Origin of the sequence: Micromonospora sp. NPDC047465, from assembly GCF_040643125.1 — a bacterium.
Lineage (GTDB): Bacteria > Actinomycetota > Actinomycetes > Mycobacteriales > Micromonosporaceae > Micromonospora.
This window is the reverse complement of the sequence record NZ_JBEYTP010000001.1, coordinates 261560-286541: the sequence shown is the minus strand read 5'-3', so window position 1 is coordinate 286541 and position 24982 is coordinate 261560. Positions and strand designations below refer to the sequence as shown.

At 75.0% G+C, this 24982-nt stretch carries 21 protein-coding genes; 11 read left to right on the top strand and 10 right to left on the bottom strand.

Annotation, left to right across the window (positions count from 1 at the left end; genetic code table 11):
- Window positions 1–2: 2 nt before the first annotated feature.
- The 3 genes from ABZ793_RS01425 (at window position 3) to ABZ793_RS01415 (ending at window position 5053) form a co-directional block, all read left to right on the top strand.
- The gene (locus tag ABZ793_RS01425) at window positions 3–2870 is read left to right on the top strand and encodes a hypothetical protein (RefSeq protein ID WP_357450128.1); all 2868 of its coding nucleotides are present in this window, start codon (window positions 3–5) and stop codon (window positions 2868–2870) included.
- 107 nt (window positions 2871–2977) lie between these two features.
- Window positions 2978–3598, top strand: a complete 621-nt coding sequence (locus tag ABZ793_RS01420) for a TetR/AcrR family transcriptional regulator (protein ID WP_350702372.1) — start codon at window positions 2978–2980, stop codon at window positions 3596–3598.
- An 87-nt stretch (window positions 3599–3685) separates the two neighbouring features.
- Window positions 3686–5053 (top strand): biotin carboxylase N-terminal domain-containing protein, encoded by a 1368-nt coding sequence (locus tag ABZ793_RS01415; RefSeq protein WP_357450124.1) that lies wholly within the window; start codon window positions 3686–3688, stop codon window positions 5051–5053.
- Between the two features lie 98 nt (window positions 5054–5151).
- On the opposite strand, the gene ABZ793_RS01410 is transcribed toward ABZ793_RS01415, so the two are convergent.
- From ABZ793_RS01410 to ABZ793_RS01385, 6 genes are all read right to left on the bottom strand, one after another.
- Window positions 5152–6333 carry an ABC transporter permease gene (locus ABZ793_RS01410; protein ID WP_357450618.1) on the bottom strand — a complete coding sequence of 394 codons (1182 nt, stop codon included), beginning with the start codon at window positions 6331–6333 and terminating at the stop codon, window positions 5152–5154.
- 68 nt (window positions 6334–6401) lie between these two features.
- Window positions 6402–7097, bottom strand: coding sequence for an ABC transporter ATP-binding protein (locus tag ABZ793_RS01405; protein ID WP_357450121.1), 696 nt, complete (start codon window positions 7095–7097; stop codon window positions 6402–6404).
- A complete protein-coding gene (locus tag ABZ793_RS01400) occupies window positions 7094–8212 on the bottom strand; it encodes a peptidoglycan-binding domain-containing protein (protein WP_357450118.1) in 1119 nt (372 codons plus the stop codon). Before ABZ793_RS01400 ends, ABZ793_RS01405 begins: the two co-directional genes overlap by 4 nt.
- Window positions 8209–8832: a hypothetical protein gene (locus ABZ793_RS01395; RefSeq protein ID WP_357450115.1), complete on the bottom strand. Its 624-nt coding sequence runs from the start codon at window positions 8830–8832 to the stop codon at window positions 8209–8211. The genes ABZ793_RS01400 and ABZ793_RS01395 overlap by 4 nt, the downstream gene beginning before the upstream one ends.
- 64 nt (window positions 8833–8896) lie before the next feature.
- Window positions 8897–10144, bottom strand: a complete 1248-nt coding sequence (locus ABZ793_RS01390) for a hypothetical protein (RefSeq protein ID WP_357450112.1) — start codon at window positions 10142–10144, stop codon at window positions 8897–8899.
- Window positions 10141–10674: a SigE family RNA polymerase sigma factor gene (locus ABZ793_RS01385; RefSeq protein ID WP_357450109.1), complete on the bottom strand. Its 534-nt coding sequence runs from the start codon at window positions 10672–10674 to the stop codon at window positions 10141–10143. The genes ABZ793_RS01390 and ABZ793_RS01385 overlap by 4 nt, the downstream gene beginning before the upstream one ends.
- A gap of 206 nt (window positions 10675–10880) precedes the next feature.
- Between ABZ793_RS01385 and ABZ793_RS01380 the strand changes: the two genes are divergently transcribed.
- The 4 genes from ABZ793_RS01380 to ABZ793_RS01365 all read left to right on the top strand — a co-directional run bounded on the left by ABZ793_RS01380 (window position 10881) and on the right by ABZ793_RS01365 (window position 17667).
- Window positions 10881–11801, top strand: coding sequence for a hydroxymethylglutaryl-CoA lyase (locus ABZ793_RS01380; RefSeq protein ID WP_357450105.1), 921 nt, complete (start codon window positions 10881–10883; stop codon window positions 11799–11801).
- A gap of 213 nt (window positions 11802–12014) precedes the next feature.
- On the top strand, window positions 12015–13547 hold the full coding sequence (locus ABZ793_RS01375) for an acyl-CoA carboxylase subunit beta (protein ID WP_357450102.1): 1533 nt from the start codon (window positions 12015–12017) through the stop codon (window positions 13545–13547).
- A gap of 100 nt (window positions 13548–13647) precedes the next feature.
- The gene (locus tag ABZ793_RS01370; RefSeq protein WP_357450099.1) at window positions 13648–14802 is read left to right on the top strand and encodes an acyl-CoA dehydrogenase family protein; all 1155 of its coding nucleotides are present in this window, start codon (window positions 13648–13650) and stop codon (window positions 14800–14802) included.
- A 207-nt stretch (window positions 14803–15009) separates the two neighbouring features.
- Window positions 15010–17667, top strand: a complete 2658-nt coding sequence (locus tag ABZ793_RS01365; RefSeq protein WP_357450096.1) for a helix-turn-helix domain-containing protein — start codon at window positions 15010–15012, stop codon at window positions 17665–17667.
- Between the two features lie 255 nt (window positions 17668–17922).
- Here the strand turns inward: ABZ793_RS01365 and ABZ793_RS01360 are convergent, their stop codons facing one another.
- Complete coding sequence (locus tag ABZ793_RS01360) at window positions 17923–18432, bottom strand: MarR family transcriptional regulator (RefSeq protein ID WP_350702351.1); 510 nt, start codon at window positions 18430–18432, stop codon at window positions 17923–17925.
- A gap of 103 nt (window positions 18433–18535) precedes the next feature.
- On the opposite strand from ABZ793_RS01360, the gene ABZ793_RS01355 reads away from it, so the two are divergent.
- Together ABZ793_RS01355 and ABZ793_RS01350 are read left to right on the top strand one after the other, a co-directional pair.
- The gene (locus ABZ793_RS01355; protein WP_357450092.1) at window positions 18536–19117 is read left to right on the top strand and encodes a YceI family protein; all 582 of its coding nucleotides are present in this window, start codon (window positions 18536–18538) and stop codon (window positions 19115–19117) included.
- 305 nt (window positions 19118–19422) lie between these two features.
- Window positions 19423–20901, top strand: a complete 1479-nt coding sequence (locus ABZ793_RS01350) for a glutamate--cysteine ligase (RefSeq protein ID WP_357450089.1) — start codon at window positions 19423–19425, stop codon at window positions 20899–20901.
- 80 nt (window positions 20902–20981) lie between these two features.
- Here ABZ793_RS01350 and ABZ793_RS01345 read toward each other — a convergent pair whose 3' ends face one another.
- Window positions 20982–22211, bottom strand: coding sequence for a hypothetical protein (locus ABZ793_RS01345; RefSeq protein ID WP_357450087.1), 1230 nt, complete (start codon window positions 22209–22211; stop codon window positions 20982–20984).
- A gap of 124 nt (window positions 22212–22335) precedes the next feature.
- On the opposite strand from ABZ793_RS01345, the gene ABZ793_RS01340 reads away from it, so the two are divergent.
- Both ABZ793_RS01340 and ABZ793_RS01335 read left to right on the top strand, forming a co-directional pair.
- Window positions 22336–23016, top strand: a complete 681-nt coding sequence (locus tag ABZ793_RS01340; protein ID WP_357450084.1) for a PASTA domain-containing protein — start codon at window positions 22336–22338, stop codon at window positions 23014–23016.
- 258 nt (window positions 23017–23274) lie between these two features.
- On the top strand, window positions 23275–24072 hold the full coding sequence (locus ABZ793_RS01335) for a PASTA domain-containing protein (protein WP_357450081.1): 798 nt from the start codon (window positions 23275–23277) through the stop codon (window positions 24070–24072).
- 72 nt (window positions 24073–24144) lie between these two features.
- Here ABZ793_RS01335 and ABZ793_RS01330 read toward each other — a convergent pair whose 3' ends face one another.
- Together ABZ793_RS01330 and ABZ793_RS01325 are read right to left on the bottom strand one after the other, a co-directional pair.
- Window positions 24145–24588: a hypothetical protein gene (locus ABZ793_RS01330; RefSeq protein WP_357450077.1), complete on the bottom strand. Its 444-nt coding sequence runs from the start codon at window positions 24586–24588 to the stop codon at window positions 24145–24147.
- A 98-nt stretch (window positions 24589–24686) separates the two neighbouring features.
- Entirely contained in the window at window positions 24687–24974 is a 288-nt protein-coding gene (locus tag ABZ793_RS01325) for a hypothetical protein (RefSeq protein WP_357450074.1), read from the bottom strand.
- Window positions 24975–24982 lie beyond the last annotated feature (8 nt).

The window sequence follows — 24982 nt, the reverse complement described above, 5'->3', positions numbered from 1 at the left end:
GTGTGAGCACCGAAGACGAGGACCTGTGGCGGGTGCTCCGCGAGGTCGGCAACATGCCGTACGGCGCGGGGCAGATCGCCGCCATCGAGCAGCTGCTGCGCCGGGTGGACGCCGGCGACGACCGGGAGTTGGCCTTCGTGACCCGGATGCAGGCCACCACCGCGTACGTCTACGGCGGTGAGCCGGCCAAGTCCTTCGTCACCTTCTCGTGGTGTCTGGCCGAGTTCGACCGCGACCCGCAGCCCTACCACCCGCGCTACGCCCACCAGCTGCTCTGGCACGTCAAGTACATGGTCACCGGCCTGCTCCGGTTCCCCGAGGTGCCGCTGGACCGCACGTACGCGGTGCTCGACGACATGGAGCGCCGCTACCGGGAAGGCGGCCACAGCCTCCAGGCCGTCCACAAGCACCGGTTCCTGGTGGCGGACCACCTGGGCGACGCCGACGCGGCCGCGCACTGGTACCGGCTCTGGCAGACCACCCCCCGCGACGAGCTGTCCGACTGCGCCGGCTGCGACCCGACCACCCAGGTGCAGTACCTCGCCGACACCGGCCGGCACGCCGAGGCGGTCGCGCTGGCGGAGCCGGTCCTCGCCGGCCGGCTGAGCTGCACCGAGCAGCCGCAGGCCATCCTCACCGCGCTGCTGGTGCCGTACCTGCGCACGGAGCGCGGGGAGGAGGCGCGCGACGCCCACCGGGAGGCGTACCGCCGGCTGCGGGGCAACCTCTCGGACCTGTGGGACATCGGCAACCACGTCGAGTTCTGCACGCTGACCGGGAACGACGCCCGCGCGGTGGAGATCGTCGAGCGGCACCTGGACTGGCTGGACCGGGCTCCCTCGCCGGCCGCCGCCATGCACTTCGCCGCGGCCGGTGCCGCCGCGCTGCGCCGGGCCGGCGAGCTGACCGTCTACCGGCGGGCGGCCGGCGACCGCCCGGCCGGGGAGATCACGGCGTCCGCGCTCGCCGCCGAGCTGACCGGCACCGCGACCGCGCTGGCCGCCCGGTTCGACGCCCGCAACGGCACCTCGTACCAGTCCGAGTGGGTGGCCCGTCGGCTCGCCGCCGAGCCGACGGGTGCGCACCTGCCGCTCTCGGCCAGCCTGCGCCGTCGGCCGGCCCGGCCGGCGACGGCCGGTCCGGCCGGCGCGGCCGACCGCGCCCCGGCACCGGGTGCCGCAGGCCCCGCCAGCGTCCCGGTGCCGGCCGACGCCGGCGCCGACGAGCTGCTCGACTTCGCCGAGGAGCGGCTGCGCCGCCACGACCGCGCGGCGTTCCGGGCCGCGCTGGCCGCCTGGGACGACCGGTTCGGCGCCGGGGAACTCCCGGCGGGGACGGCGGCCCACCGGTTGGAGTTGCGTGCCGCCGAGCTGGGCGACGAGGACGCGCCGGCCACGGTCGAGGCCCACCGGGCGGCGATCGCGGCGTACCGGGAGCTGGGTGACGAGGTTCGGGCGCAGGTCGTCGCCGGGCGGCTCGGCGTGCTGCTGGCCATGGCCGACGAGAGCGCGGACGAGGGGCTGGAGCTGGTCCGGGCGTCCGCCGACGCGCTGGACCGGCGGGGCGACGACCGGCAGCGGGTCGCCGGGCTGGACCGGGTCGCGCTGGCGCTCATGCACCGGGAGCGCTGGGCGGAGGCGCTCGACGCCCTCGACCGGGTGCCGGCCGAGGCGGGCGGCGACCCGTGGCTGGCCGCCCGGATCGCGCTGCACCGGGCCCACACGCTCGAACAGCTCGGCCGGGAGGCGGACGCCCGGGCCGCCGCCCACCGGGCCCGTGACCTCGGCCGGGACCTCGGTCTCGGCGACGTCGTCACCGCCGCCTGCCTGGCGTACGCCCGGACGGCCGACGACCCGGCCGAGGCGGTCGACGCCTGCGACGAGGCGCTGCGGGTGGCGCCGACGGAGGCGTGGCTGCCGGTCCGGGTCGCCCGGGCGCGGGCGCTGATGACCGTCGGCCGGGCCGCCGACGCGGTGGACGACTTCGCCGAGGCGGTGACCCTCTGCGTCGAGCGGGGCGCGGAGGGGGACGCCTTCCTGCGCTGGGAGCTGGCGAACGCGTACCGGGTCGCGGGCCGGTTGGGCGAGGCGGCCGAGGTCGCGGAGGAGGCGGTGCTCGGGCTCGACCGGCTCGGCGCGCAGGCCGAGGCGGACCGGTGCCGGCACCTGCTGGCCGGCGTCTACGAGGGGCTGGGCGAGATCGACCCGGCGCTCGCCCTGCTCGACCAGCTCGCCGAGAACCTGGACGGACCGGACAACCTCCCGCACCGGGCGCAGGTGCTGGAGGAGGCCGGCGGAATCCTCTACGGCGCCGACCGGGACGCGCTGGCGGCGGGGCGGTTCGCGGCGGCGGCGACCGCGTACCGGCAGGCCGACCTGCCGCTCGACGAGCTCCGGACCCGCCGCCGGCAGGCGTACGCGGAGTTCTGGGCGGGCGACGAGGCGACGGCCCTGCGCACCGTCGAGCTGCTGGACACGCTGGCGGCGGGGCTGGCCGGCCAGCCCGACGAGCCGCCGCCGGTGACGTACGAGCTGGCCCTGGCGGCCGAGGTCGGGGCGCGGGTGCTGACCGTGGAGGGACGGGAGGCCGAGGCGTACGACCGGCTGGTCGGGGTGCCCGCCCGGCTCCGGTCGATCGAGGCGTTCGGCGAGGCCGCGCAGGTGGAGATCTTCACCGGCGAGCTGCTGCTGCGGCTGGAACGGCCGGCCGAGGCGGAGCGGCTGCTGCGCGAGGTGCTCGGCGGCCTGCCGGCCGGATCCCGCCCGGTGCAGCAGGCCGCCTGGCTGCTGGCCCGGGCGTTGGACCTGCTGGACCGCCCGGCCGAGGCCGCCGCCCTGCGGGCCGAGTACGACCTCGACCCCGAGCACTGATGGTCGCGCCGTCCGGGCCGGGTTTCCCCAGGTGCCCGGCCCGGACGGAGGCGACCGGTGGGTAACCGAGCCTCCACGTCGCCCGCGACTCGGTCTACGCTTGCCCGGTGACGGTCGAGCAGCAGGCACGCAGGGCGAGCGGCACCGCGGGGTCGGGCCGGCGTCGGTCCCGCAAGGACGAGATCCTGGAGATCGCGGTCGGCCTCTTCGCCTCCCGTGGTTACCACGGCGTCTCGATGGACGACATCGGCGCGGCTGCGGGGGTCACCGGCCCGGCGCTCTACCACCACTTCGCCGGCAAGGAGGCGATGCTGGTCGCCGCGCTGATCCCGGTCAGCGAGGAGCTGCTCGCCGGCGGTCAGCAACGCTCCGCCGGCCACCCCGACGACCCGCGCGGCGCGCTGGAGTCGCTGATCGACTTCCACGTCGAGTTCGCGCTGGCGAACCCGGCGGTGATCGCCCTGCACCTGCACGAGCTGGACCGTCTCCCCGACGAGCCCCGCCGCCGGATCCGCCGGCTCCAGCGGCTCTACGTCGAGCAGTGGGTGACCGTGCTGACCGCGCTGCACCCAGGCATGCCCGACGGCGAGGCGCGGGTGCTGGCCCACGCCGCGTTCGGCCTGATGAACTCGACGCCGTTCCTCGGCGGCGAGGTGGACCGGCGTCGCCGGGCCGAGCTGCTGCGCGCGGCCACCCTGGCCGCCCTGCTGGCCCACCTCGAACGGTGACCCCGGGCGTCCCGGGGGCGACTCGTCAGTAACCGGGCGGCCGTGGTTACCTGGCACCCGTCCCGATCCCGGATGCTGGGAGGAAAAATGATCGAGTCGCTGCTGGTCGCCAACCGGGGCGAGATCGCCCGCCGGATCATCCGTACCGCCAGGCGGCTCGGCGTCCGCGCGATCGCGGTGCACTCCGAGGCCGACGCCGGCCTGCCGTTCGTGGCCGAGGCCGACGAGGCGGTGTGCGTGGGCCCGGCGAACCCGGCCCAGAGCTACCGCAACGTCGAGGCCATCCTCGCCGCCGCCAAGTCGACCGGCGCGCAGGCCATCCACCCCGGCTACGGCTTCCTGTCGGAGAACGCGGACTTCGCCCGTACGGTCGAGTCGAGCGGGCTGATCTGGGTCGGGCCCGGCGCGGACGCGATCACCGCGATGGGCGACAAGATCAACGCCCGGAACCTGATGGCGGCGGCCGGGGTGCCGGTGGCGCCCGGCACCACCGACCCGGCGGCCGACCTGGACGCGGCCGTGGCCGCGGCGGCGGAGATCGGCTACCCGGTGATGGTCAAGGCCGCGGCCGGCGGCGGCGGCATGGGCATGGGCGTGGCGAACGACGAGGCCGCGCTCCGCACGGAGTACGACAAGGTGCGCGCGTTCGCCGAGCGGATGTTCGGCGACGGCTCGGTGCTGATCGAGCGCTACTTCCCCCGGGTACGCCACGTCGAGGTGCAGATCCTCGGCCTGGCCGACGGCCGGGTGGTGGCCCTCGGCGAGCGGGAGTGCTCGGTGCAGCGGCGCAACCAGAAGCTGGTCGAGGAGTCGCCGTCGCCGGCGGTCTCGCCCGAGCTGCGGGAGCGCTTCCTGGCCGCCGCCGTGCGCGCCGGCGAGGCGGTCGGCTACCGCAACGCGGGCACGGTGGAGTGCCTGCTGGTCCCGCGTGAGCGGGACCTCAAGGGCGACGGCCCCGCGTCCGAGGAGTTCTTCTTCCTGGAGATGAACACCCGGCTCCAGGTCGAACACCCGGTCACCGAGCTGGTCTACGGCGTCGATCTGGTCGAGGAGCAGTTGCGGGTGGCCGCCGGCCTGGCGCCGACCTTCGACCCGGACGCGCTCGCCCCGCGCGGGCACGCCATCGAGCTGCGGATCAACGCCGAGGACCCGAAGCGGTTCCTGCCCGGCCCGGGCGCGATCACGGCCTGGACGGAGCCGGCCGGCGAGGGCGTCCGCGTCGACTCGGGCTACGTCGCCGGCAACACGGTCACCCCGTTCTACGACAGCCTGATGGCGAAGCTGATCGTCAGCGGGAAGGACCGCGCGGAGGCGATCGCCCGCGCCCGCGCCGCGGTGGCCGGCTTCGAGCTGACCGGCCCGAAGTGCAACCTTCCGTTCTTCGCCGAGCTGTTGGAGAACGAGGAGTTCCTCTCGGGCGACTACGACACCGGCATCGTCTCCCGCATGCGCTGACCGCGCCCGGCGCCGGGGAATCCGGTCGATCGTGAGGTTGGTGGTGCGTCCCTCCCGGATCGCACCGCCAACCTCATGATCGTGCTGATCGTGCTGCGTCAGGGGCCGGCCAGAGCCGTGGTGGGTGGGAGCCGACTGGCGCGGACCGCCGGGTAGAGACCGGCGGCCGTACCGACCAGCACCGTCGCGCCCAGGCCGCCGGCCATCGCCCAGGCCGGCACCACCGTGGGCCACTGCCGGCTGTACGCGTACAGCGCGGTGATCCCCGCCCCGAGCAGGGTGCCGCCGATCCCACCGAGGACGGAGAGCAGCAGCGCCTCGGCGAGGAACTGGACGCGGATCTGGCCCCGGGTGGCGCCCAGTGCCCGCCGTAGCCCCACCTCCGCCCGGCGTTGCAGAACGGAGATGACCATCGTGTTGGCGATCCCGACGCCGCCGACCAGGAGCGCGACGGCACCCAGCCCGAGCAGCAGCCCGTTCAGCGCGGTGTCGGTGGCCTGCCGGGCGGCCAGCGCGTCCGAGGGGCGGGACACGACCACCTCATCCGGTGCCGGCGGGTTCGCGGTCCGTCCCAGCACCGCGCGCACCGCCGCGACCTGGCTCTCCGTGGTGCGGACGTAGACCCGGGTCGGCCGGCCGTCGAACTGGAGGTAGGACCTCGCCGCCGGCCAGCCCACCAATGCGGCCGAGTCCAGTTCCTCGGCCAGCGGCACGGGCGCGAGCACGCCGACCACGGTGAACCACTCGCCGCCCAGCCACACTCGGAGCCCGACCCTCGGCACGTCGAGCCGCCGCGCCGCGGTGGCGCCCAGGACGACCGTCGGGTACTCCGCGGTCGCGGCGGTGAACCAGGAACCGGAGCTGACGGTCGCGCCGACCGTGTCGAGCAGTTCCGGCTGCGCGGCGAACACCGCGATGCTGCCCGTCTGGCCGGGCGGTACCCGGTCGGTGCGGTAGACGGCCCGGTCGACGGCACCGGTCGCGCCGACCGACTCGACCGGTCCGATCCGGGCGATCATGCCCACCGAATGCTCGGGCAGGACGGCCTTCTCCCCGGCCCGGGTCTTCCCCGGCGTCACGGTGAGCAGGTTGGTGCCGAGCCGGTCCAGGGTCCGGTCCAGCTCGGCCCGGCTGGAGGTGGAGATGCCCACCACGGCCAGCATCGCGGCGATGCCGATGGCGATGCCCAGGGCGGTGAGCGCGACCCGCAGCGGGTGGGTCCGAAGCCCGACGGAGCCCACCCGCGCGATGTCGGCCGGGGAGAGCCGACGCGGCCGCAGTTTCCCGGGCCCACCCGCACCGGCGGCCGGCAGGCTGGTGCCGTGCGCCCCGGGGCCGGCGCGCCCGGTCACGCCGGCACCGCCGGTGTCCGGCCCGAATCGTGCACGACCCGACCGTCCCGCAGCACGACCCGGCGCGGCAGGTCGGCGGCGACCTGCTGGTCGTGGGTGATGACCACGACGGTGGTGCCCTGCTCGTGCAGGCCGCGCAGCAGCGCCAGCACGGATGTGCCGGAGGCGGAATCGAGGTTGCCGGTCGGCTCGTCGGCGAGCAGCACCGCCGGTTCGCCGACCACCGCCCGGGCGACGGCCACCCGCTGCCGCTCACCCCCGGACAGCTCGTGCGGCCGGTGGTCGAGCCGGTGGCCGAGACCGACCCGGCGCAACGCGGCCTCGGCCCGCCGCCGCCGCTGCCGCAGCGGTACGCCCGCGTAGAGCAACCCGTCGGCCACGTTGTCCAGCACCGGCATCCCGGCGGCCAGGTGGAACTGCTGGAAGACGAACCCGATCCGGGTGCCGCGCAGCGCGGACAGTTCCCGGTCGGTGAGGGCCGAGACGTCGTGCCGGTCGATCCGCACCGAGCCGGACGACGGTCGGTCCAGCGTGCCGATCAGGTGCAGCATGGTCGACTTGCCCGAGCCGGACGGACCGACGACGGCGACCATTTCGCCGTACCCGATGCGCAGGTCGACCTCGCGCAGCGCGGTCACCCCGTCCGGATAGGTCCGGGAGACACCCGCCAGCTCGATGACGTACCCGCTCATCCCGGCACCCCCACCAGCAGCCCTTCGGCCAGGCCATCGCCCTGCACCTCGACCCGTCCCTCGGCGAACAGCCCCGCCTGCACCGGCAGGATCCGGGTGCCACCGGGCCCGGTGACCTCGACGCCGTAGCCGCCCTCGGCGAGGGCGAGCAGCGCGTCGACCGGAACGGTGAGCACCTTCTCGCGCTGTTGCGCGACGTACCGGACGTCGACCGGTGTGTCGGTCAGCCCGCCCAGCGCCCGCTGGTCGGCGACGGCGATGGTGACCTGGACGGTGGCCGAGCCGGTGCCGGGCCGCTCCGGATCGGCCGGCCCCTGACCGCCGGCGGGCGCGGTCGGCGGGGCCACCGTCCCGACCTTCCCGGCGATCGAGACGCCGGTCGGCAGGGTCACGGTGACCCTGGTGCCCTTCTTCGCCCAGGCCGCCTCGCCGGTGCCCGCGGACACCGTCACCACCCGGGTGCTGCCGGTGTACGCCAACACGGTGCCGGTCGCGCTCGCGCCGACGGGCAACAGGTGCTGGGAGACGCGGATCGCGCCGGGGGCGTAGACCACCCGCTCCCGGTCCACCGTTCCGGTGTCCGGTATCCCAAGGTCGTCCTGCCACCGTTTCACCGCGGCGGTGGTGCTCGCGGAGAAGGTGTCGTCGACGGTGAAGCCGCCGTACCCGAGGGCCGCGAGGTTGCGTTCGAACTGCCGCACGTCCGAGCCGCGTACGCCGACGGTCAGCGGCCGGTACATCGGCAGGGCACCGTACAGCAGCACCACCGGGTGCTCGTCGGCGCGCAGCAGGGCCTCGCCCCGCCGGACCGTGGCACCCACCTCGGGTAGCCAGGTCACCGTGCCGGCCGCGAGCGAGGCGAGCGGGGTGGCCGCGCCGTAGCCGAGTTCGCCGGCCAGCGCCACGGACCGGACCAGGGTCTGCCGGGTGATCGGGGCGGTGGCGGCGGGCCCGGTGCGGGCCGGCGTCGGGGTGTCGCCGCGGCCACCCAGGCCGAGGGTCGCCGCGCCGGCCAGCGCGAGCGTCACCAACACGAGACCGGCGCCGGCCGCGGCCCGGAGCCGCCGCCGTGAGCGACGGCGGCTCACCTCGGTCGGGTCCATCGGGTCGCTCACCCGCGGCCGGTGGCGTTCGGGTCGGGTGTGGTCGACGGTTGGCCGTGGAGCACCGGTTCGCAGATCTGGCCGGCCCGGTGCTGGGCGGCCGCCTGCTGCTCGCTGACCGTGGGGCCGCCGCCGTTGTCGTTGTCCTGCGGCCAGTAGCCGTCCGCGCCCGGGTCGGGGAAGTCCGCGACCCCGTTCTCGCGCATGCACCTGGCGTACGCACGCCGGTGCCCGACCTCCTCCGCGGTCAGCGTCGGCGGCTTCTCCTCCAGCTCGTCCGGGATCGGCACGCTGTACTTCGCGCAGGTCCTCTGGGCCTCCGTCCACTTCGGGTCGCCCTTCTTCGGGACACCGGGCGCCCGCAGGTCGACCCTGCCCCGGGGGTCCGGGTCCGGCACCTGGAAGCCTCGCTCGCGCAGGCAGGCGACCCACTGCCGCTGCGCCTCCACGTACTCGGCGACGACTCCGGTGACGGCCGCCGACGTCGACGGCGGGGTGCCCGGGCCGCCCGCGGTGGCGACCGCCGGTGGCTGGTCCTCCGCGCCGCAGGCGGCGAGCGCGACGACCAACGTGGCGGCCCCGAGGCCGACGAACCACGACCGTCGACGGCGGGGTGGCATGGAATAGATCACCTGTTTCCTATCTTTTCGAGCAGAGAGGAGCGCAGCGGGTCGCCCCTCCGGGGGTGTGTGAGTGCTAGCGGCGGGTCACCGGCGACCAGCGCCAGCCGTCGGTGGAGCCGTACAGGGTGCCGACGGCGTCGTCGGAGGCGTAGAACCAGCCGTCCGGCGTACGACGGACCGGGCCGGCGGTGGTCGGCAGGCCAACGAGTTCGACCGCCTGGTACGCGCCGCCGTCCCGGGCCGCCCAGTAGCGGCGGGCGTCGGCGTTTCGGCCGTTCACGAGCTGGAACAGCACGTGGGTGCCGTCGGCGGTCACGAACGACCCTTTCGTGGCCGGCTCGTCCGGCAGGTGGGCGTCGGTGAGCCGCTGCCACCGTCCGCCGGCGCCGTCGGTGCGGTAGACGGCCCGGACGTCCCCGCCGGTGGTCGTGGCGTACGTCGTCGCCGTCCCGGTCACCGCCAGCAGCGGTGCCTCGCACTTCTCCTCCGGGCAGGCCGGCGCGTCGGCGAAGACGTGGGTGGACCAGCTGCGGCCGGCGTCCGCACTCGTCGAGACGGCGGGGCGGCCCGTCACAGGATCGGTGCCCGCGACCCGGAGGCGACCGGCCGACTCCTCGATCTGCAGCGCGTCCGTCCGCATCGTCAGCGGCGGCTGCTCGGCCAGTGGTGCCACCCGGTGGGTCGCCGGATCCACGGCGTGCAGGGTGCACGGCGTCCCGAGCTGCGGCGACCAGCAGATCGCCGTACCACCGGCCGGCACCGCCTCGGCCGTACCAGCGGACCGGGCGGCGGCCCAGGTGCGACCGCCGTCGAGGCTGGCCAGCAGGGTCAGGTCGGCGCCTGGCCGGATGCCGGGCACGGCTGCGATCAGCGTGTCGGGACCGAGCACCGCCAGCGCGCTGACCGTGATCGGCGTACCCCGGTCGCTCCAGGTCCGGCCGCCGTCCGTGGAGCCCACCAGGGCGACGGTCTGCTTCCTCTGGCACGGTCCGCCGGTGCACGTCGACAGGGACAGGTAGAGGTGGTTCTGGTCGGCGGCAAGGGCCCACCGGATCCGCCTTCCGGACGCCGGATCGGGGTCCCCGGTCGGGGCGGTCCGGCCGGCGGCGGGTGGCCCGTCGACCGGCGCAGGTACCGGCGCCAGCAGGTTCACGGCGGCGACGGCGACCAGGGTGAGGGCGGTGGCCCCGGCGGCGGTCGCCGCCGCGAGCCGTCGACGGTGCCGGCGGCGGCCGGCGTCGTACACCTCGTTCGCCGTCAGCCGGCTCGGCCGCGCCGACGATCCCGCGGCATCCTCGAAGAGTTCACGCAGCCCGGTCATGCCCTTCCCTTCATGGCGCAGGCGAGGCTCGGAACGGCGTCGCCGAGAAGCTGGCGGAGCGTCGCGAGACCGCGCGCCGTCTGGCTCTTGACCGTGCCCTCGGAGCACTTCAGCGCGGCGGCCGTCTCGGCCACGTCGAGCCCCTGGTAGAACCGGCAGATCAGGGTCACCCGCTGGCGCGGTGGCACCTGTCGCAGCGCCTGGGCGAAGGCCACCCGGCGGGCCGTCGCCTCGGCGTCGTCGGGACCGGCCACGTCGGGCGGCTCGGCGACGGTCCGCTCGCGGCGTCGCCACACCCGCCGGGTCTCCGACAGGTAAGCCCGGATCAGGCAGGTGCGCACGTACGCGTCCACCGCCTGCGGGTCCCGGATCCGGTGCCAGTTCGCGGCGAGCCGGATGAAGGCGGCCTGCGCCAGATCCTCGGCCCAGTGCCAGTCGCCGCACATCAGGTATGCGGTACGCCGCACCAGCTCACGCCGGGCCGCGAAGTACTCGCTGAACCGGCGCCGCTCCTCTTCCTCGTCGCGCATCCCGCTCCCTTCACCGATAGGTGCTCAGCGGGTGGTCGACCGGTTGCACGGGTGGCCGAAGTATTTCCGACGGCCGTCGGCGACGACGTGGACCGACGATCGGGGCGGTTACCGGCACGTGCGGTGAGCCACCTCGCGGGGGGCGGTGTGCGGGTGGGACGCTGGACGGACCCACCACGCACCACGTCACAGTGAGGTGACCCCTTATGACGGAACTGCCAGGCTTCGTGTCGATCCGGGAGGTCGGGCCGCGCGACGGGCTCCAGAACGAGGACCCGATCCCTACCGACGCCAAGGTGCGGCTGCTCGACGCCCTCTCGGGCACGGGCGTGCGGCGGATCGAGGCGGTCTCGTTCGTGCACCCGAAGGCGATTCCGCAGATGGCCGACGCCGACGAGGTGTGGCAGCGGGCCGCGAAGGCCGACGGGGTGCGCTACTCCGCGCTGGTGCCGAACACCCGGGGCGCGCAGCGCGCCCTCGCCGCCGGGTTCACCGAGATCGAGGTGGTGGTCTCCGCCAGCGACACGCACAACCGGCGCAACGTCAACCGCTCCACCGAGGAGTCGCTGGACGACATCGCCGAGCTGATCGACCTGCTGCACGGCGCCGGCGCACAGGCCGAGGTGATCATCGCGACCAGCTTCGGCTGCCCGTACGAGGGGGACACCGACCCGGCCCGGGTGGCCGCCATCGTGGACCGGGTGGTCCGCGACGGCGCCGACCGCGTGGCGTTCGGCGACACCACCGGCATGGGTACGCCCCGCCGCGTCCGGGAGCTGCTGACCGCCGTACGCGACCGCAACGCCCAGGTTCCCGTGCTGCTGCACTTCCACAACACCCGGGGCACCGCGCTGGCGAACATGCTCACCGCGCTGGAGCTGGGCGTGACCGAGTTCGACGCCAGCGTCGGCGGCCTCGGCGGCTGCCCGTACGCGCCGGGCGCCAGCGGCAACCTCGCCACGGAGGAGGCGGTGCACATGCTGCACGACATGGGTATCGACACCGGCATCGACCTGGCCGCCCTGATCGAGGTGGCGGAGCTGGCCGAGCGCCTGGTCGGCCGTCAGCTCCCCTCCGGCGTCCTCCGCGCCGGCCCCCGCACCCGCCTGACCCCCCACCCCGCCTGACCCCCACCCCTCCTCCCCCCACCCTCACCCCGCCCGGGCGTAAGTCACAAATGCCGCAGAAACGGGGCCGGATGTGCAAGATCGCGGCGCGAGGGGGCGGGGTGGGGGTTGAGGGGTGTCGGGGGCGGGCCGATGCGCTAGCCTAACGATCGTTCAGGTCGGTTCGGTTGCCCACGAGGCGGCGGGCCACGGTGGCGGCGGTAGGGGGTCGGCGTGACGCTCGACGGTGAGGCTCTGGAGCAGCTGCGCAAGCGGGCCCGGGCCGGCGGTGCGGACAAGTACCACGCGGCGAACGCCGCCAAGGGCAAGCTCTTCGCCCGGGAGCGGGTCGCCCTCCTGGTGGACGAGGGCTCCTTCGTCGAGGACGGCCTCTACGCCAACGCGATGGCCGAGGGCCTGCCGGCCGACGGCGTGGTCACCGGCACCGCCACCATCGACGGCCGCCAGGTCTGCCTCATGGCGAACGACTCCACGGTCAAGGCCGGCAGCTGGGGCGCCCGGACCGTCGAGAAGATCATCCGGATCATCGAACGGGCCTACTCCACCGGCGTGCCGATGGTCTACCTGGTCGACTCGGCCGGTGCCCGGATCACCGACCAGGTCGAGCTGTTCCCCGGCCGACGCGGCGCCGGGAAGATCTTCTGGAACCAGGTCCGCGCCTCCGGCTCGATCCCGCAGGTCTGCGCGCTGTTCGGGCCGAGCGCGGCCGGCGGGGCGTACATTCCGGCGTTCTGCGACGTGGTCGCGATGGTCGACGGCAACGCCAGCATGTACCTCGGCTCCGACCGGATGGTCGAGATGGTCACCGGGGAGAAGACCACCCTGGAGGCGATGGGCGGGGCCAAGGTGCACTGCGCCGAGTCGGGCGTCGGGCACTTCCTCTGCAAGACCGAGGCTGACGCGCTCGACGTGGTGAAGCGCTACCTGTCCTACCTCCCGGCCAACTGGACGCAGGCGCCGCCGGCCGCCGAGGCCGTGCCCGCGCCGGAGAAGGCCGACCTCGCCGCGCTGGTGCCGGCGAGCGAGCGGCAGGCGTTCGACATGCGGCGGTACGTCAAGGGTCTGCTCGACGACGGCTCCTTCTTCGAGATCCAGGCGCTCTGGGCCAAGGAGCTGACCATCGGCTTCGGCCGGCTGAACGGCGAGGTCGTCGGCGTGGTCGGCAACAACTCCATGTTCAAGGGCGGGGTGCTCTTCGTCGACTCGGCCGACAAGGCGACCCGGTTCGTGCAGCTCTGCGACGCGTTCAACGTGCCGCTGCTCTTCCTCTCCGACGTGCCCGGGTTCATGGTCGGCAGCGCGGTGGAGAAGCAGGGCATCATCCGGCACGGCGCCAAGATGATCACCGCGATCTCCGAGGCCACCGTGCCGAAGATCTGCGTGGTGGTCCGCAAGGCGTACGGCGCCGGCCTCTACGCGATGGCCGGGCCCGGCTTCGAGCCGGACGCCACGATCGCGCTGCCCACCGCCAAGATCGCGGTGATGGGCGCCGAGGCGGCGGTCAACGCGGTCTACGCCAACAAGATCGCCGCGATCGCCGACGAGGCCGAGCGGGCCGCCTTCGTCGCCGCGAAGCGCGAGGAGTACGAGCGTGACATCGACATCGTCCGGCTCGCCAGCGAACTGGTGGTGGACGCGATCGTCGAGCCGCACGAGCTGCGCGCCGAGCTGACCCGCCGGTTCGCCGCCGCCCGCACCAAGGAGCGGCACTTCTCCCGGCGCCGGCACGGCGTCACCCCGGTCTGATCCCGCCGCCGACCCCACCCGGCCGGCGCGGGACCGACCCGCACCAGCGACCCGTCCCGGCGTCACGAGCGCCCGGCGGCCCGTCACACAGGAGGAATCCATGGACTTCCGGCTCACCGAGGAGCAAGAGGCGCTGCGGGAGAGCGTGCGGGAATTCGCGCGCGAGGTGGTGGCCCCGGTCATCGCGGAGCACTACGAGAAGCACACCTTCCCGTACGAGGTGATCCGGCAGATGGGCAAGATGGGCCTGTTCGGGCTGCCCTTCGGCGAGGAGCACGGCGGCATGGGCGGCGACTACTTCGCGCTCTGCCTCGCCCTAGAGGAGCTGGCCCGGGTCGACTCCAGCGTGGCGATCACCCTGGAGGCGGCGGTGTCGCTGGGCGCGATGCCGATCTACCGCTTCGGCACCGAGGAGCAGAAGGCGCAGTGGCTGCCGAAGCTGCTCAGCGGCGAGGCGCTGGCCGGCTTCGGCCTCACGGAGCCCGGCTTCGGCTCGGACGCGGGCGGCACGCAGACGCGCGCGGTGCTCGACGAGGCCACGGGCGAGTGGGTGATCAACGGCTCGAAGGCGTTCATCACCAACTCGGGCACCGACATCACGGCCCTGGTCACCGTCACCGCGGTCACCGGCATCCGCCCGGACGGCGCCAAGGAACTGTCCACCATCATCGTCCCCTCGGGCACCCCGGGCTTCAGCGTCGCGCCGGGCTACTCCAAGGTCGGCTGGACCGCCTCGGACACCCACGAGCTGACCTTCGACGACTGCCGGGTGCCGGCGGCCAACCTGCTCGGCGAGCGCGGCCGGGGCTTCGCCCAGTTCCTGCGCATCCTCGACGAGGGCCGGATCGCCATCGCCGCCCTGGCCGTGGGCCTCGCCCAGGGCTGCGTCGACGAGTCGATCAGGTACGCGAAGGAGCGCCAGGCGTTCGGCCAGCCGATCGGCAACTACCAGGCGATCCAGTTCAAGATCGCCGACATGGAGATGAAGGCGCACACGGCCCGGCTGGCCTACTACGACGCCGCCGCCCGGATGCTCGCCGGCGAGCCGTTCAAGCGGCAGGCCGCCATCGCCAAGCTGCACGCCAGCACCGTCGCCGTCGACAACGCCCGGGAGGCGACCCAGATCCACGGGGGCTACGGCTTCATGAACGAGTACCCGGTGGCGCGCTTCTGGCGTGACTCCAAGATCCTGGAGATCGGCGAGGGTACGTCCGAGGTGCAGCGCATGATCATCGCGCGCGACCTGGGCATGTGACGTCGCCGGGTCCGGCGGCGTCGGGCAGTCGACCCCCGCCGCCGGACCCGGCCCCCGCGCTTCCGGCGACCGGCCACGGCGGGCCCCGGCCCCGCGTCCCCGTCGACCGGCCCACGGCCGGGCCCGCTGTCGGATATCCGCACGGCAGCGTCGGCAGGGCGACGCTCGGCTGCCGCCGGTCGCACCCCGTCCGTACTCTTCCTGCCCATGACTCCGGTGCATGATCGTTCGCGGCATCCGGGCGGTCGTACCGGTTTGCCGGAGCTGTTGCGCGGGCACCGGCTCGCCGCCGGCCTCACCCAGGCCGAGCTGGCGGCCCAGGCCGGCGTCGGTGTCCGCACCGTCCGTGACCTGGAGCGGGGCCGGTCGTCCCGGCCGCAGCGCACCACCGTCGAGCTGCTCGTCGGCGCGCTGGAGCTGACCGGTGCCGCCCGGTCGGCGTTCCTCGCCGCCGCCCGGGGGCAGGCGCCGGCCGCGCCGCCGGTCGCCCTGGTCGGCGCGCCGACGGCCCGCCTCGACGCCGACCACCACGTCGGTACGCCGGTCGCGCTCCCGCTCCCCGTCGCGCTGATCGGCCGGGACACCGACCTCGCCGAGCTGGTCGGGCTGCTCACCGACGGGCGCGGTCCCCGGCTGGTGAGCCTGGTCGGGCTGGCCGGCGTCGGCAAGACCGCGCTCGCCCTGTCGGTGGCCCACGCGGTCGTCGACCAGTACCCCGGCGGGGCGGCCGGTGTGCTCATCGGCGAGGGCTCCGACGCCGCCGACGTGCTCGCCGCCTCCGTGGCCGTCTTCGGGGTCGGCCGGATGCCCGAACTGGCCGCCCGACTCGACGGCCGGCCGGCGCTGCTGCTCGTGGACGCGGCCGAGCGAGCGCCCGATGCCGTCGCCGAGACGGTGCACCGGCTCGTCGGCGCGGTGCCGTCGCTGCGGGTGCTGGTCACCGGCCGGCACCCGGTAGGTCTGCCCGGGGAGCGGGTGTGGCCGGTCTCCCCGCTCGACGTACCCCCGCCGGGGAGCGAGCGGGTCGGCCCGTCGGCGCTGGCCGACTACCCCGCGGTGGCGCTGTTCACCGCCCGGCTCGCCCAGGTCCGCCGGGAGCCGCCCGGCCCGGCCGAGCTGCCCGCCCTGGCCGCGCTGGTACGCCGCCTCGGCGGCCTGCCGCTGGCCATCGAGCTGATGGCGGCCCGGGGCCGGATCCTCGACCTCAACGAGCTGCTCGACCGGTACGGGGACCACGTCCTCGACCTGGCCACCTCGTCGGGGACGGCCGAGCGTCCGGGCTGGGACACGGCGGAGCCAAGCCGCCCGGAGGGCCCCCGGGCGGCGGTGGCCGAGACACTGCGGGACGCGGTGGCCACCAGCTACCGTCTCCTCGCCCCCGCCGAGCGGGCCGCGTTGCGCCGGCTCGCCGCCTTCGGCAACCGCTGGTCGGTCGAGCTGGCCGAGGAGGTGCTCGCCGACGACGCCGACCGGGACGGCACGGTCGCGGTGGACCCGGTCCCGCTGCTGGACCGGTTCCTGGAGCTCGGCCTGCTGAGCGTCCGGGGCACCGGGCCGTTCCGGTTCCGCCTGCTCGACGCCGTACGGGACTTCGCCGCCGAGCAGGCCACCGGCGCCGGCGAGCTGACCGCGATCCGGCGTCGGCACGCCCGGGTCGTCGCGCGCCTGGTGGCCCGGACCGCGCCGGAGCTGGCGGGCGCCGATCTGCCGGCCGCGGTGCACCGGCTGGACGAGGTGAGCGGCGACATCAGCTCCGCCCTGGCGCACGCCGCCGTCGACGACCCGTTGACGGCGCTCCGGTTGGCGGCGGCGCTGTCCCGGTGGTGGCGCTTCCGGGGGCGGGACGTCCCCGGCCGGCAGTGGCTGCGCCGGCTGCTGGCGGACCCGCGTACCGCCGACGCCGACCCGGTGCTGCGGGCCTGGGCGTCCCTGGGGGTGGCCCGGCTCGCCGCCGAGCACGGCGCCGGGGCCGAGGAGGTGCCGGCGGCGCTGGCGGCGCTGGCCGCGTTCCGGGACGCCGGCGACGTCACCGGGGAGGTGGAGGCGCGGGCCGTGCTCTGCGCGTTGTTGGTCGCCGTCGGCCGGCACGACGAGGCGCGGGAGCAGGCCGAGGCGGTGCTCGCGCTGGCCGCCCGGGGCGGCCGGGTCCGGGACATGGCGGTGGCGCAGAACAACCTCGCCTGGCACGACATCCGGGTCGGCGACCTCGCGGCAGCCCGCCGCCGGCTGGCCGCGGTCGACCGGCTCGCCGCGCAGTGCGGGGAGCAGTGGCTGCGGGTGCTCGCGCGGGCCGAACTCGCCGAGGTGTCCCGCCTGGAGGGCCGGTACGCCGACGCCGTCGACCAGGGCCGGCGGGTGCTGGCGGCGCTGGCCGACCTCGGCGACCCCGGCCACCGTCGCCGGGTGCTCGGCACCGTGGGCCTGGCGCTGGCCCGGGACGGGCGCCCCACCGAGGCGGCCGAGGTGCTGGCCGAGCTGCGCCCGACCGCGACCCCGGTGCCGCCGTCGCCGCGTCTCGGGGAGGCCGGGTGGCCCGGGGGTGCGCGCCGGGCGCCGGTGCGCGGGACACGCCCCGAGGACGGGATCTGCGCGTTGATCGAGGGGAACCTGGCCCTGCGCCGGGGCGATCGCGAGCTGGCGGCGGAGTGGTTCGCCGCCGCCGCGGAGGCCGGCGCCGAGGGCCAGCACCGGCGCGACGTGGTGGAGGCGTTGGTGGGACTGGCCGCGAGCACGGCGGACCCCACCGTGCTGGACCGCCTCGACGGGGCCTGCCGTCGCAGCGGCATCCGACTGCTGCCGCAGGAGGAGGAACTGCTCTACGCGCTGACGGCGGGCCGGCGCGGCGGCGGCCCCGCGACCACGTAGACCGGCCACGGCTGGCCGCGCCGTGACCGGGAGTGGGTGCGCCCCGCGGAGCGGGCCGGGGGTGGCGCGGGCGACGAAGCCCCTCTTGCTACCCCTCGCTCGTCGCCCGCGCCGTCACCCCCCGGTGCGTCCCCACTGCCCGAAGACTAGCCACCGCGCGCTCGCGACCCCGTCCGGTTTGATCGACTATCTCCCGTGGGCGCGGCACTTCTGCCGCTCTTTCTGCCGGTGCCCGGTCGCGTCCTGATCGACCGGTCAGGCCGGGGCGGTCGCGCCGTCCCCGGTCGGGGCCGACTCGCTGCTCCCGGCGGTGGCGCCCGGGTGGACGGCGTCCCGCACCCGGCGCAGGCCGTCGAGCAGGGCGTCCAGCGCCGCCGGTTCGAGCTGGCCGGTGAACCACTGCTCGATGATGCGCAGGTGCCCGGGCATGGTCTCGTCGAGCCGCTGCATGCCGGCGGCCGTGACCACCGCGTACGAGCTGCGCCGGTCGGAGGGGCAGGCGCGCCGGGTGAGCAGGCCGTCGCGCTCCATCCGGTCGACCACCCGGGTGACCCCGCTCGTGGAGAGGGAGGTCTGCGCGGCCAGGTCGGTCATCCGCAGCTGGTTGCCCGGCGAGCGGGCGAGCCGGGTCAGCACCTCGAACTCGACGGGCGAGAGGCCGTGCTCCTCGAACTGGGCGGCGAACCGGGCCGACAGCCCGGCGTGCGCCTCGTAGAGCAGGCCGACGGCGGTGATCCGGGGATCGTCGAACGCGTTCTGGTTCACCTGTTCATCCTAGCAGTACTTGACACAAGGAATATTGCTGCCTCTATAGTTGCTGCAGCAGTCGTTGAGCAACTCAACCAAGCTTCCACGGAGGGCAGTTTCCATGACCAGCAGCACCGCACCGGTTACCCGCGACTGGGACGGCCTCACCATCCCGAGCGCCGGCACCTACGCGTTGGACGCGGCGCACAAGCGCGTGGGCTTCGTCGCCCGGCACATGATGGTCAGCAAGGTACGCGGTGAGTTCGCGGACGCCTCCGCCACCATCACCGTCGCCGACGACCCGCTGCAGTCCTCGGTGTCCGCGACCATCCAGGCCGCCAGCATCAACACCAACCAGGCCGACCGGGACGCACACCTGCGCAGCCCGGAGTTCCTGGACGCCGAGGCGTTCCCGACCCTGGAGTACCGCAGCACCGGCGTCAAGTCCCGCGACGGCAACGAGTTCGTCCTCTCGGGCGAGCTGACGGTCAAGGGCGTCACCCGCCCGGTCGACCTGGAGGTCGAGTTCGAGGGCGTCGGCCGCAGCCCGTTCGGTCAGGACATCTTCGGCTTCTCCGCCTCGACCGAGATCGACCGCGAGGAGTTCGGCCTGACCTGGAACGTCGCCCTGGAGACCGGCGGCGTGCTGGTCGGCAAGAAGATCAAGATCGAGATCGAGGGCGAGGCCGTCCGCCAGGCCTGATCCGCCGTACCGCAGCCGGGCCCGCGCCGCACCACGGCGCGGGCCCGATGTGTGTCCACGGGGCAAGAGCCCGGCCGGTGCGATTTGTCACGACTCATTCGTGGCCCGGTCCGCGTAGCGGGCCGTACGGGCTGGGTAGAGATGCCGCCGGGAGCGTGCTGGCCGGCCGGCTGCGGCCGTCCCGGCCGCTGGACAGCCGGGTTCCGCCTCTGGTCCCGGCGAGGTCGGCGCTCTTACCGTGATGGTTCACCACGCGCATTCCGGGCCCGGCGTGGTCCCGACTGCGCCTCGCGCCGGGAGGAAACATGGGCAGGGACGTCGAGCAGGGCGCCTTCTCCCGGGAGGACCGGGTCCGTTACCGGCAGAAGGTCCGGCGGTGCCTGGACGTCTTCGCCCTGATGCTGGACGACTTCGGCTTCGACGCCGACCGCCCCATGACCGGGCTGGAGATCGAGCTGAACCTGGTCGACTCGTCCGCCGAGCCGGCGATGCGCAACGACCAGATCCTCGCCGACATCGCCGACCCGCTCTTCCAGACCGAGCTGGGACAGTTCAACCTGGAGCTGAACGCGCCACCCCGGCTGATCGAGGGGTCGGGCTTCGCCGACTACGAGCGGGACCTGCGCAGCAGCCTCACCCGGGCCGACGAGCGGGCGACCCGGTCGGACGCGAAGATCGTCCTGGTCGGCATCCTGCCCACCCTCACCGAGCGGCACCTGGTGGTGGACAACCTCTCCACCGACGAGCGCTACCGGGTGCTCAACGACCAGATCGTCGGCGCTCGCGGCGAGGACATCGAACTCGACATCCGGGGTGTCGAGCGGTTGCAGACCCACACCGACTCGATCGCCCCCGAGGCCGCCTGCACCAGCCTCCAGTTCCACCTCCAGGTCGCTCCGGACAGCTTCGCCGACTACTGGAACGCCTCCCAGGCCATCGCCGGGGTGCAGGTGGCCGTCGGGGCGAACTCGCCGTTCCTCTACGGCCGGCAACTCTGGGCGGAGACCCGGATCGCCCTGTTCGAGCAGGCCACCGACACCCGGCCGGACGAGCTGAAGGCCCAGGGCGTACGCCCTCGGGTCTGGTTCGGGGAACGCTGGATCACCTCGATCTTCGACCTGTTCGAGGAGAACGTCCGCTACTTCCCGCCGCTGCTGCCGATCTGCGAGGACGAGGACCCGGTCGAGGTGCTGCACGGCGGCGGCGTGCCGGAGCTGGGCGAGCTGCGCCTGCACAACGGCACCGTCTACCGGTGGAACCGGCCGGTCTACGACATCATGAACGGCCGCCCGCACCTGCGGGTGGAGAACCGGGTGCTGCCGGCCGGCCCGACCGTGGTCGACATGCTGGCCAACGCCGCCTTCTACTTCGGCCTGGCCAGGGGGCTGGCCGAGGCGGAACGGCCGATCTGGAGCCAGCTCACCTTCAGCTCGGCGGAGGAGAACTTCCACGCCGCCGCCCGGCGCGGCATGGACGCCGTCCTGCACTGGCCCCGTCTCGGCGAGGTGCCGGTGACCAAGCTGGTCCTGGACGTCCTGCTGCCCAAGGCCGCCGCCGGGCTGGACCGGTTCGGGGTGGCGTCGGCCGAACGCGACCGGCTGCTCGGCATCATCGAGCAGCGCTGCCGGTCGGGCCGCAACGGCGCCGTCTGGCAGACCGAGGCGGTCTGGGCGGCCGAACGGCACCGGGGCATGGACCGGGACGCCGCCCTGCACCACATGGTGCAGCGCTACGCCGAGCTGCAACGCGGCAACGAGCCCGTGCACACCTGGCCGGTCGACTGACCGACCCCGCCGGGGCGGGACCCGGGTGGGCCCGGTGGGGGCGCCGCCGCCCGGCACCCGTGAGGTCCGCCCGCGCTCCCTCAGCGGGTGCGGCGGCCGGCCCGGGGACGGCGGCCGTCGGGCCCGCGATCCTCGGGGTCGGGGTCCAGGGACGCGACGGGCTGCCCGTCGGACGTCGGCACCGCGGGGTCCGCCCCGGAAGCCGGTGCGGCGGGTTCCCCGGTCGGCGCGGCCGGTTCCCCGGCCCGCTCCGGGGCGTCGGACGTCGGGTGAAGGGCACCGGTGTCGGCACGGGCCGGGGGGCCGTGCTCCTCCGGTACCGGGTCACCGGGCACGACGGACGGCTCGCCAATGCGCTGTCGCGGCACCGGCACCGGGTCGCGCCCAGCGTCCCGCCGGGCGGCCCGCTGGGCGACCAGGACGGAACCGCCGACCCCGACGATCACCGCGTACGGGGCGATCAGGTGTGCGGACACCTGCTCCGGGCTGATCGCGGTCACCCTCGGCACCGCCAGGAAGTACGCGATCGCGACCAACAGGGGACCGGCGGCGCCCGAGGCGACCGCCCCGACCCGCCGGTCGGCGTGCCGGGCGCTGCCCCGAGCGGCCAGGGCCCCGATCACCAGCGCGGAGCCGAGCGACAGCAGCGCCCCGGGCCAGTAGAAGTAGTCCCGGATCCAGAACCGTCCGTCGTCGGAGCTGAGCTGCCAGATGCCGAGCTGGGCGCTGGTCAGCCCGCGCCCGGCCAGCACCCCGTCGAGCACGGCGACCACGGCGAGCAGCCAGAGCCAGCCCACGGTGGCGATCACGTTGTTGGCGGTGGCCCGCGAGCGCAGGGCCCAGACGGCCGTCGACACCCCGACCAGGACGCCGACCGCCGCGTACGTGGCGGCGACGTTCCGGGGAGAGCCGGTGTCCGCTGCCACGGCCATCCGCGCCGGCACGGCCACCAGCAGCACGGTGACCAGCGCGCCCACCCCGGCGGCCGCGGCGAGCGCGACGCGCCGGAGGACGCCGTCGCCGGGCCCGGCGACGGGCTCGACCGCCGTCGCGTCGTCGGGGGCGCCGCCGGGCACCGGGGCGCGGTCGCGCAGCCGCTGGGCGCACACCGCGCCGAAGACCGTCGAGGTGGCCGCGATCCAGGTGGCCCAGACGAGGCCGGCCACCCAGGCGGTCGCGCCGGCGGTGGCGTCCGCCGGTGCCCAGTTGATGATGCCCAGCCCGTAGCCGAAGCCCAGTTGGGCCGCGCTCGTGCCGGCAGCGACGCCGACCGCGATCGCGATCGATCCTCCCCAGCCCCGTCTGGCCATGCCGGGGAGCGTAACGTCCCGTGCTCGGCGCGGCGACTCGTCACGGTTCCGCCGGGGGTGACCGCGACCGCGTCGGGCTTGGCGGGGGCGGGTACGGTCGCCGGTGATCGAGGCGGTGGACGGCATGACGGACGGGTACACGGGCGAGGGCGCCGGCGCGCGGGACGACGCCGGGGCGGGCCGGACGACCACGCTGCTCGGCGGCGGGCTGGCCGTCGTGCTGCTCGCCGCCCTCGGCGCGACGGGTGGCTGGCTCCTGGCCGGCGAGAACGACGGACCCACCCCGCCGGACACGGCGGCGGCCGCTGCGCCCACCGGCACCCGGAGCGCCGCCCACCCGACGCCGGGGCGGTCGACGTCGTCGCCGGCGCGGACGAGCGCGCCGACCCGCCCCGCCGGCCTGACGGTCCCCGAGGTGGTCGGGGAGGACTTCGCCGACGCCCGCGACGAGTTGCGTGAGCGGCGGTTGGGCTGGCGACTGGTCTTCCTGGGCGGCGCGGGGCGGACGGTGGAGCGCACCTCCCCGGCCGTCGGGACGCAGGTGCGGCCGGGGCGCACCGTGACGCTCTACGTGAGCGGTCCGGCCCCGGCCGCGACGGTGCCGGACGTGGTGGGCGACGACTGCGACGAGGCGGGGGACGACCTCGTCGACGAGGGCTTCTACCCGCAGTACGGTTCGGGCCGGACCGGCACCGTCACCCGCCAGGACCCGCCCGGCGACAGCACGGGCAGGTGGAACGACCAGGTGTGGATCTGGTGCGGTGCGGCGCCGGCGGGCTCGGGCTCCGCCACGCCGACGCCGTGACGGAGCGTCCGGCACGCTGATCCCGGCCGATGGCCGTCCGGACCGCTAGGTTGGCGGTCAGGGGCCACGACGCCCGCCCGGGCCGGGAAGGACGCGCGATGAGCGAGCGTCAGCGAGCGAGTCATCGGCACAGTGCGGTGGTGTCTCGTGTCGGCACGCAGCGGAGCGGAGTGCCGGCATGAGCGAGCGTCAGCGAGCGAGTCATCGGCACAGTGCGGTGGTGTCTCGTGTCGGCACGCAGCGGAGCGGAGTGCCGGCATGAGCGACGACCGCCAGGAACCGCCCGCCGGGGAACACGACGACCGGACCCGCCCGCTGCCCCCGTCCGGCGGGCCGGAGCCGGCCGACCGCACCCAGCGGCTGCCCGGCCCGGAGGGGTCTCCGCCCGCCGGGGGCGATGCCACCCGGTCGATGCCCGTCGACCGCGCCGCCCCGCTGGACCGTACGGCCGCCATGCCGCCCGAGCGGTCCGGCCCGGCGGCCTGGTCCGGGCGCGCGGAGGTGCCGCCGCCCCGGCCGGCGGATCCCCGCGAGGCCGCCGAGTGGTACGCCGAGGAGCCCGGCGGCCGGCGCTGGTGGCTGCCGATCCTGTGGGGGGTGGTCGTGCTGCTGCTGCTCGGCCTGCTCGGGGTCGGGCTGTGGCTGGCCCTCCAGTCCGCGGACGACGACGGTCCGGCCGTTCCGGGCCTGTCGCCCTCCCCGTCGGTCACCCGCGCGTCGCCGACGACCCCCGCGCCGACCTCGGCCGTCCCGACCACCCCCTCGCCCTCCGCGCCGCCGACCACCTCGGCGGCGGCGCAGGTGCCGATGCCGCCGGTGGTGAACCTGCCGCTGGCGACGGCGCAGGCGATCCTGGACGACCTCGGGCTGGGTTACCGGGTGGAGTACCGGGAGTCCGACCGCCCCGAGGGCACCGTGATCCGCACCGACCCGGAGGCCGGGGAACTCGTCCCCGACGGGGAGGAGGTCACCCTGGTGGTGTCCCGTGGCGCGCCCTCGCCGACCGGCGGCGGCGAACCCACGCCGACGACGGCCGTGCCGACCGCCACCAGGTGATCCGCCGCTGACCGGGCTGCCCGGGACCGTCACCGCTCCGGCTGGTGCACGAACGAGCGGTGGCGGGCCGGGTCACCACATCCGGCGTCTGGTTCCGACCAGGCCGAGCCCGGCCAGCGAGATGGCGAGACCGAAGACCCCGGACCAGAAGAGGGAACGGTGGACGTCGTTCGGCGACTGCCGGGCGGCCTCGGCGGTGTCGCCCGACGATCCGACCGGTTCGTCGGTCCCGACCGCGGTCCCGGGCTGGTCGGCGGCGCCGAGTGTGCCCGCTCCGTCCGGGGAGTACGGGGCGTCGAAGGCGTCCTGCCCGTCGTCGTCCGACGGGTCGTCGTCGGCCACGGTGATCTCCGGTGCGGGGACCGGGGTGGTCAGCCGGGTGGTGGACGACAGGGCGGGGTCGCGGACCACGACCACCAGTGTCGTGGCGGCGCCGATCAGCGCCAGGATTCCGAAGGCGTAGGCGATGCGGGAGCGGTGGTGCCGCCGCGCGGCGGACTGATTGACCATGGCCATCCCAGGTTCGGGGTCCTGGACGCGCGGGGTGGAACCTGCCGGGGTGGGCGTACCTCATTCTATGGCGGGGCACGCCCCCCGGCTGCCGATCGCGGAGCTCAGCCCACCCGGAGCGGGGTGCGGGCGACGGGCCGGCGCGGTGCCCGCACGGCGTGCGTACGGGGCTCGGGAGCTGCCTGCAGCTGGCGCAGACCCTCCCGCTGGACGAAGATCGACCGCCGGTTGACCGCGTCCCCCGAAGCGTTCAACTCGTAGCCGTCGAGCCAGATCCAGCCGTCGTAGGTCGGCCAGTCGAGCACCCGGATGACCCGGAACGTGATGGGCCTGAGGAACTGGACACTCGCCGCGCGAGTCACGTGCAGTACGTCACCGGAGCGGGGAAGCACATGGGCTC

Excerpts from the sequence above, each read along its gene's own strand:
- ABZ793_RS01415 (WP_357450124.1), top strand. The coding sequence starts at position 3,686 with ATGATCGAGTCGCTGCTGGTCGCCAACCGGGGCGAGATCGCCCGCCGG.
- ABZ793_RS01405 (WP_357450121.1), bottom strand. The coding sequence starts at position 7,097 with ATGAGCGGGTACGTCATCGAGCTGGCGGGTGTCTCCCGGACCTATCCG.
- ABZ793_RS01390 (WP_357450112.1), bottom strand. The coding sequence starts at position 10,144 with ATGACCGGGCTGCGTGAACTCTTCGAGGATGCCGCGGGATCGTCGGCG.
- ABZ793_RS01385 (WP_357450109.1), bottom strand. The coding sequence starts at position 10,674 with ATGCGCGACGAGGAAGAGGAGCGGCGCCGGTTCAGCGAGTACTTCGCG.
- ABZ793_RS01380 (WP_357450105.1), top strand. The coding sequence starts at position 10,881 with ATGACGGAACTGCCAGGCTTCGTGTCGATCCGGGAGGTCGGGCCGCGC.
- ABZ793_RS01370 (WP_357450099.1), top strand. The coding sequence starts at position 13,648 with ATGGACTTCCGGCTCACCGAGGAGCAAGAGGCGCTGCGGGAGAGCGTG.
- ABZ793_RS01365 (WP_357450096.1), top strand. The coding sequence starts at position 15,010 with ATGACTCCGGTGCATGATCGTTCGCGGCATCCGGGCGGTCGTACCGGT.
- ABZ793_RS01355 (WP_357450092.1), top strand. The coding sequence starts at position 18,536 with ATGACCAGCAGCACCGCACCGGTTACCCGCGACTGGGACGGCCTCACC.
- ABZ793_RS01350 (WP_357450089.1), top strand. The coding sequence starts at position 19,423 with ATGGGCAGGGACGTCGAGCAGGGCGCCTTCTCCCGGGAGGACCGGGTC.
- ABZ793_RS01345 (WP_357450087.1), bottom strand. The coding sequence starts at position 22,211 with ATGGCCAGACGGGGCTGGGGAGGATCGATCGCGATCGCGGTCGGCGTC.
- ABZ793_RS01340 (WP_357450084.1), top strand. The coding sequence starts at position 22,336 with ATGACGGACGGGTACACGGGCGAGGGCGCCGGCGCGCGGGACGACGCC.
- ABZ793_RS01335 (WP_357450081.1), top strand. The coding sequence starts at position 23,275 with ATGAGCGACGACCGCCAGGAACCGCCCGCCGGGGAACACGACGACCGG.
- ABZ793_RS01330 (WP_357450077.1), bottom strand. The coding sequence starts at position 24,588 with ATGGCCATGGTCAATCAGTCCGCCGCGCGGCGGCACCACCGCTCCCGC.